This window comes from Blautia sp. ZXY-1-B12, from assembly GCF_056339915.1.
In genome coordinates this window covers 1-7,608 of sequence record NZ_JBWJVP010000006.1, presented here as the reverse complement: position 1 = coordinate 7,608, position 7,608 = coordinate 1, and the positions used below count along the sequence as shown (strand labels likewise).

Annotated in this window: 6 protein-coding genes and 1 pseudogene; 5 read left to right on the top strand and 2 right to left on the bottom strand. The window is 40.5% G+C overall.

Going from position 1 to position 7,608, the window contains the following annotated elements; all coding sequences use genetic code 11:
• The coding region (locus AC075L_RS00450) for a hypothetical protein (RefSeq protein WP_476387005.1) at positions 1 to 196 on the top strand (196 nt) is incomplete at its 5' end.
• Between the two features lie 244 nt (positions 197 to 440).
• Here AC075L_RS00450 and AC075L_RS00445 read toward each other — a convergent pair.
• The gene (locus AC075L_RS00445; RefSeq protein ID WP_476387004.1) at positions 441 to 1,160 is read right to left on the bottom strand and encodes a DUF3846 domain-containing protein; all 720 of its coding nucleotides are present in this window, start codon (positions 1,158 to 1,160) and stop codon (positions 441 to 443) included.
• A gap of 364 nt (positions 1,161 to 1,524) precedes the next feature.
• Here AC075L_RS00445 and AC075L_RS00440 point away from each other — a divergent pair, with 364 nt between their 5' ends.
• A complete protein-coding gene (locus AC075L_RS00440; protein ID WP_476387003.1) occupies positions 1,525 to 3,120 on the top strand; it encodes a BspA family leucine-rich repeat surface protein in 1,596 nt (531 codons plus the stop codon).
• 216 nt (positions 3,121 to 3,336) lie between these two features.
• Here AC075L_RS00440 and AC075L_RS00435 read toward each other — a convergent pair whose 3' ends face one another.
• A complete protein-coding gene (locus AC075L_RS00435) occupies positions 3,337 to 3,660 on the bottom strand; it encodes a hypothetical protein (RefSeq protein WP_476387002.1) in 324 nt (107 codons plus the stop codon).
• A 371-nt stretch (positions 3,661 to 4,031) separates the two neighbouring features.
• On the opposite strand from AC075L_RS00435, the gene AC075L_RS00430 reads away from it, so the two are divergent.
• The 3 genes and pseudogenes from AC075L_RS00430 to AC075L_RS00420 all read left to right on the top strand — a co-directional run.
• Positions 4,032 to 6,761, top strand: a complete 2,730-nt coding sequence (locus AC075L_RS00430) for a response regulator (RefSeq protein WP_476387001.1) — start codon at positions 4,032 to 4,034, stop codon at positions 6,759 to 6,761.
• A 285-nt stretch (positions 6,762 to 7,046) separates the two neighbouring features.
• The gene (locus AC075L_RS00425) at positions 7,047 to 7,211 is read left to right on the top strand and encodes a hypothetical protein (RefSeq protein ID WP_173684295.1); all 165 of its coding nucleotides are present in this window, start codon (positions 7,047 to 7,049) and stop codon (positions 7,209 to 7,211) included.
• Positions 7,212 to 7,236: 25 nt separating this feature from the next.
• Positions 7,237 to 7,608: pseudogene (locus tag AC075L_RS00420) on the top strand (IS66 family transposase); the annotation flags it as partial.

Below are 7,608 nucleotides of genomic sequence, written 5' to 3'. Positions count from 1 at the left end.
AGTTCTTGATATCTGGATGGATTACTGGCAGAAGCACTGCATCACCTATATGACTTCCGAATCTATTAGTATGAACGGGATGGGGCTTCCGCGGATATACAACACGCTGACAAAGAACTTCCTGATCGACATAGAACACAATACTTGGGAGGAGCATCCGGAATGGTTGAGAGAAGATGATGCAAAGGCGGGGTAACTCATCATATTAAATCCTTGCCAAATATGGAAAATTTGCAAAAAGATGGTATCCGTATGTAACTCAAAAAAGTGAATTCGAATTCACTTTTTTTGACAAGGAGAATATCCCGACCTGTAGCATTCAGATACTAATGATGATCCTGCCCAATGTAAAAAAAATAGAATCATAGTGTATGTCCGATATTTCATATCAAAAAAGCACTTCCAGAGAGAAAGATGTCCTCTCCAGAAGTGCTTTTTGATTATGAAAGAAATTCTGGCACCTCAACGAAACCGAAAGTATCACAAAAATAAGCTTTCTCATTTCTATCCTCATCTGATAGCACGAGAATATCGCCCATGGAAAACGTTCTCGCATGATAATCTGCCGGCGTCTCAGTATTAAGACAAGCATAGATACTTTCTGCTGTTTCATGGTCATTTTTACCACCAACACTTATACCATCGTAAACCTCTTCATAGTCTGATTTTTTGATTTTTCTTCCTGATTTTTTTAAGTATCGACGTGACATGAAGAGGTAGTCCTCGTTTTCCTCAGTGTCTTTCAACATCCACAAATGGAAGGTATAAATAGGCGGGTGTGTTTCATTAATCCACTTATGCTCTTCCTCACTTCCACGAAAGCCAAAAAGTTGCGGGTGTTCGTAATATTTATGGAATTTTTCAATAAGATCATCATCCAGACTACAAAAGTCCTCTTCTCCAAGTCCTGCGATGAAAAATGTTCCAAAAATTATATCATAAACATTCCCATTCTCATCTCTAAGTGCTCTGTTTGGTGTGAAACCACCTGCTATTTTAGCCTCATCATTGCAAATCAAACCTACCCAATCCTCAAACGGATAAAGGGCCTGAATTGAGCCTCCGACTACTTTCTGCATCTCCTCCAGAGTATGATCAATCTCCTTTACATAAGGTCTCTTTACTGGTTCTACGACCAGAATTCTCATTTTTTCTTTCATAAGAAATATCTCCTTTCGTTTTTTTGACAGCCATAATATGAACAATATGTTTTGTATATGAAAATAAGTTTTTTGGCATATTACGGTCAAATAAATCTCAAGGAGGACTGTATTATGAAATTGAGCAACCTAAAAACATGGCTCCCGGGCATGATCCTGGGACTCTCTCTTCTGGCAGAAGTGCCAGTCTCTGCGGATATTACTAATTCTGGTAGTCCCCCCCCCCGATAGTTTTTTGCAAGTGAGTAGTACAAATAATGTGACTACGGATTCCAAAAACAGCGATGATTCCGGGAAAGTATATGATTTCAAAGATTCTAGGACATCCGGAGTAGTAACTGTCACCAAATCATGGGATGATAGTATGTCTAATGACGAACGGCCAATCCCGGATGTCTCGATCAGTACCGTTGAACCTTCAAAACTCAACCGAACTTATACGATTACATTTCATGGAAATGGAATGAAGTTTGCAGATGGAAGCGAAGAAAATACAGTCGTATATAATGGTTCTGGACAAATTATTAGTGGTACATACAATGTTCCCGTTGGAGCTTTCGTTGAATGGTGTTTTGATACTGCTTTTAAATATAAGGCTATTTTTAATGATAACGGAACGCTTACTTCAAGTTTTTTAAATTCTATTGATCATACATCTATTGATTTGTATGCAAAGGAAAAAACATTTGTATTAAAAAGAGGCTCCGAGTTTAATTCTATGATTCCATCTACGGCAACTTCTATTGTATTTACAGATGAAACCATGCCTGTCTCGGCAACTCTGATTGATGTGGATGAAGACGGAGATGACGGAGTCATAGCCTGGATGGACGGAACAACTATGATAGTGTCAACACAAATCAAAGATTTAAAAATACAGTCTAATCAAAATAGTAATCAAATGTTTTACAATAAAAATAATCTAAAAAATGTTGATCTGACTTTATTGGATACGCAAAATGTGACAGATATGGGTTCTATGTTCCGCGGTTGCAGTAGCCTGACTACTTTAGATTTAACTCCTCTGGATACGCAAAAGGTCACGAATATGGAATCCATGTTCGACGATTGTAGTGGGCTGACTGCTTTGGATCTGTCTCCCCTGGATACGCAAAAAGTCACAAGTATGGATTCTATGTTTTACAACTGTAATAAACTGACAATTCTGGATCTGTCTCCTCTGGATACCAGTAATGTTACGAATATGAGGGACATGTTCCGCAGATGTAAGGGGCTTATAAGTCTTGATTTAAGTTCTCTGGACACTCAGAATGTTACAGATATGAGTTACTACGACTGCAGTGGACTGACAGTTTTGGATCTGGCTCCGCTGGACACAGGTAAGGTTACAAATATGAGCTATATGTTCGCTAACTGTAGTGGGTTGACAGCTTTGGATATATCCCATCTGAAGACTAACAACGTTACAAATATGAGTGGTATGTTTTACGGTTGTGTCAACCTTATCAATCTTAACCTATCGTCTATAGATACAGGTAATTTACAAGCAGCAGCAGGTATGTTTTATAGTTGCCGTTCTTTAACATCATTAGATTTGTCTATGTTAGATTTCCAAAATGTTTCTCAAGTTTCAGATGTAAAAAACGACAGATGGATTTCCGGAGCAATGTTTCAAAACTGCTCCGCGTTAACAACATTAAAGCTGCCCATATTTTCAAATAAAATTTCTAATTATTCACGTTTATTTGATAATTGCAATAGTTTAGTAAGTTTGGATCTCAGCTTAATCGACTCTAGCAATGTTACCGACATGAGTTCTACGTTCTACAGATGCTATGAGCTCACCAGATTAACCATCGGAGATAGATTTGCCTTTATCGGCTCGGATTACAGACTCCCATCCGGAATATGGTATGCATCTGACGGCACAGCCTATACATCCGATGGAAAAACCTGCACCATACCAAACAATAAAGCTGATACATATATCCGAAAGTAGTTGTATTTTCCGCGGAAAAACCCTTCCCCTATACCACCCGCTGCCTAATAGCAACAGTACAAAGGAAACGGCCTCCGCGGATAACAGTTTTTCGAATTGTCAAAAAACTTGAATTTTAAAATAGAAATGACTTAGGCCACTATCCATAGAACTGATGGCCTAAGTCACAAAAAGCAATCTGCTTAAATTCTTTGCTTATATATTTGTAATCTCTTTCTACGCGGCGAATGCTTTTTTAATCTGACTAATGATATCAGTGATAATGACGTCAAAAAAAGTCGGAATAGATCCATCTGATAGACTATCTATATCGGTTTTTTCCAGATCCTCTTCATAAGTTCTGTAATATGTGTTCAGACTGACACATTTCTTTTTTCCTTCTTTATTGCTGGCCTCCAGTAAATATCTGACTTTTGTATTAATCGCATCCGGATCCTGCAGTTTAAGAGTAATAATGCTAGTGTCTTCCAGTCCCTGTTTGTTTTTGAGCTCCTTCTTAACTTTTTCTTCTGTAATTGTAACAAATTCAATAAGAGTCATAATATTCTCCTTTCTCTTTTAAAAATTGACTGAAAAGCTGTCTTATTTTTAAACAGATGTATCCAAAATAATAATAAACAAAATTACTGCCAGTTGTCAATTGCTTAGAGGTTTCTTTGTACAAAAAAATCGTTACTGTTCACTCCGTGCCCAGTAACACGCTTCGCGATGCACAGAATTTATGCTATTCGCATAAATTCGCGCGGTATGTCTCGGGATTTTGGCATTCTCATGCCAAAACACCTCGCGGGATAGAGGCGTGTGAACAGTAACGAAACATTGTACAACTTTTACAAATTCCCCCATTATCATTGCTATTTTTTGGTAAAAAGAGTATACTTTGAAATACTAAACATCAGGAGTACAAAATTATGAACACACACTCATCCGGATATTATAGCATAGACAAAGACTATAATATCCTAAGCTATAACGACACTGCCAAACAGCTGTACCCCAATCTCCAGCCGGGAGTGAAATGCTATAAAGCACTTATGGGGCTTGATTCTCCATGCCCGCCCTGCCCTGTAGCACTGGGGATACAGGGGCCAAAGACTTACCTGGATCCGATCCGTCATATTTATGAGACAGTTGATGCGGTAGAGACTGTACATTCCGATGGCAGCAGAGGACATGCCCTTGTATTCAGCACAGTAGCCGAAGGAGAAAGCCTGTCAAAGTCCATTCCCACAGGCGAGAACTCTCTCCGTCTGCTGGGTGCCATCAACCTGCTTGCTTCTGACTACATGTCTGTTTATGGCGTAAACCGGGAAACCGGGAAAATCTCCGTATATCGTTCCAGATTTACTGCTGCTTTTGCGGATCTCGATATTAAAGATAATTCAGACTATAAACTGTCATTTAATTTTCTCATTCAGAAATATGTTCATCCAGATGACCGTTCCTATGTGTCCAGACACCTGAATTATGAAACCCTGCTGGAAAGACTTTCTCAGGAAGCTTCTTTCAAATTCCATTTCAGGTTTGTCACAGATACTGTCCATTACTATTATCTGCTCATTGCCAGAAACGGAAACGCCGATGATTATCGGGATTTCGTGATCGCAGTGGCCTGTGAAGACAATGATGTGACAGCACGCAAGATTTATGAAAACCAGCTACACTCTCTTCTGGCATCCATTACCCATGCTGCCGGCTACTTTCATTTCGATCTTACAGAGGATAAAATTCTGAAGATCGGAGGCACCTCTGCCCTGGCCTATAAGATGGATACTGACGCTTCCATTGACCATTTTATTGCAGAGACTTCTGTTTTTATACCGGTATTAAAGGACAGAAACGATTTTATCCACGCATTTTGCCGCAGTTCCCTGATGAAAAGCTACGAGGACGGTCAGGTGGAAGTCACCAGGGTTTCCCGCTGTCTCTACGATGACAATATAATCAGGATTTCCAAATATGTGGCAAGACTGCTGCTCAATCCTTCCAACAACCATCTGGAAGCAATCCTCTACGGTGAGGATGTCACCAGAACACAGGAAGCCTATGAGACACAGGTAAGTATTGTCCAGACACTGAGCAGCAATTACCTGAACGTATACCTGATCAACCCCAGAGAAAAAACTCTCTCTGTGATCAAGCAGGAAGACCATGATGTCCCTGATCAGGACAAAAAACACAACGATACATACCCCTATGATCTTTTCCTCTCAGACTATATCCGGCAGCGTGTACATCCGGATGACCGTACAATGCTGGAAGAATCACTGGAACTGGGTAATGTAATGGGTGTTTTGTCCGGTCAGTCCGAATACAAGGGAAATTATCGGATAAATGACAGGGATGGTATCCATTACTATCAGTTCCGCTTTATCAAAAACGAAGACTCCGGTATCATTGTTCTGGGATTTCTGAATGTGGATGATGTGGTGGAATCAGAGATCCGGCACCAGAAGCTCCTTAAGGAAGCTCTTGATACTGCCGAACGCGCCAATGCAGAGAAATCCAGTTTTCTTTCCCGTATGTCCCATGATATGCGCACACCGCTGAATGGGATCATTGGTCTGCTGGAAATTGATAAAAAACATGAACATGATATCGAATTCCTTAAAAATAATCGTGAAAAAGCATTCATTTCGGCCAGCCATCTGCTCTCTCTCATCAATGATGTGCTGGATATGTCCAAAATCGAGGAGGGCGGACTTGTACTCAACCATGAACCTTTTGATCTGATCAGATATGAAAAAGAAACACAGATGCTGATCGATATGCAGGCACAGAAAAACGGCATTGATTTCACCGTTCATATCGCACCGGAGATATACGAACATCCCTTTGTATACGGAAGCCCTCTGCACCTCCGTCGTGCCATGATGAATATTTACAGTAACTGTATCAAGTATAACAGAGAGAATGGGGCGATCCATACGGAGATCAATATTCTCCCTTCCCATGATCATAAACTGGTCTGCAGATGGACGATCTCTGATACGGGAATCGGCATCAGCAGAGAATATCTGGAGAAGATTTTTGAACCCTTTACTCAGGAGAAGGTGGATGCCCGGAGTGTATATCATGGCACCGGACTGGGTATGAGCATTGCCAAAGCGCTATTTGAACAGATGGGGGGTACCATTGAGATTTCCAGTACTCCGGGTATTGGAAGTACTTTTGTGATCACTCTGCCATTTGAAGAGGCAGAAGAAACGGATATCTCTTCTGAGACAGAATCTGAGCGAAACTCCATTCAGGGCATAAAGATTCTGCTGGCGGAGGATAATGAAATAAACAGAGAAGTGGCACAGGTACTCCTTGAAGAGGAAGGTGCTGTGGTAACTGCAGTATCCAATGGCAGGGAAGCTGTGAAACTTTTCTCCAGTCACCCTGAGGGGACATTTGATGTAATACTTATGGATATTATGATGCCTCTGATGGATGGATACGAAGCCACACGCCAGATCCGGAAGCTTGGCAGGACGGATGCTTCTTCCATTCCCATCATCGCACTGACCGCCAATGCTTTTGCAGAAGATGTCCGCCACGCACTGGACTGTGGCATGAACGCACATCTGGCCAAGCCACTGGATGTGGAAAAAATGATCCATACGATTGCTCTAGTTACTGTTCAGAGGTATGCATAAGTCATTGTAAAAAATGACGAAATTTATTTTTTTATTTTGTGGATAACCATTCGCGGCAGGAAAAACTGTGTTTATAGTTTTTCCTGCTGTTCTTTTTGTTAAAAGTTATACACCAAATTCTAGTTTTGGGAACCCATTCTTGAAGTTTCAAGGTCTGCATGAATACTTTTTTTATTATAAAACAGCTATTTATCCACAGTCAGATTGACGAAAAGGCACTTTCTGGTGATTCGCTTTTTTTCTATGTTTCTGTTATACTTTTTCTTAAGAAAGAGAGGTTCACTTATGAATATTGATTTTAAAGAAGAACTTAGAAAACGTGATGAACTTCTTGCCGGTTATCTCAAACAGATTGAAATCCAGGAGGAATTTATCCAGAAACAAAAAGAATTGATTGAATATCTGGAAGAGCATATATCAAAGATTACAGACATTGTCAGTGGCGTTTGATTATAACTGTACTGGAGGAAAACATATGCCTGATGCGTATGATTACATCTCACTCATGTGTCGGCTGAAAGCCGCACAGACAAGAAATAAAGAACTGGAATCCGGTGAACACTATATTAAGCTGAAAGAACTCCATCAAAAGGAGTGCAGAGCCTATGAACGTAAGATTCAGGCGCTGCTAACGGAGATAGCGGATGCACATAAAGAAACCATCCGTGTCCGCAATTACTGGTTTCAGGTACTGGAGGATATGCTGCTGGAGTTTGAGGCAATGCAGAAAAAAGCTGACCAGAAGCTTCGGGAGATGGAGAAACGTGCTCTTCTTGCTGAGAGACAAAGAGATGATGCATTGGAGAAAGCAAAAGAATTCCGCCTTAAGTTTTATGAAACCGCCACC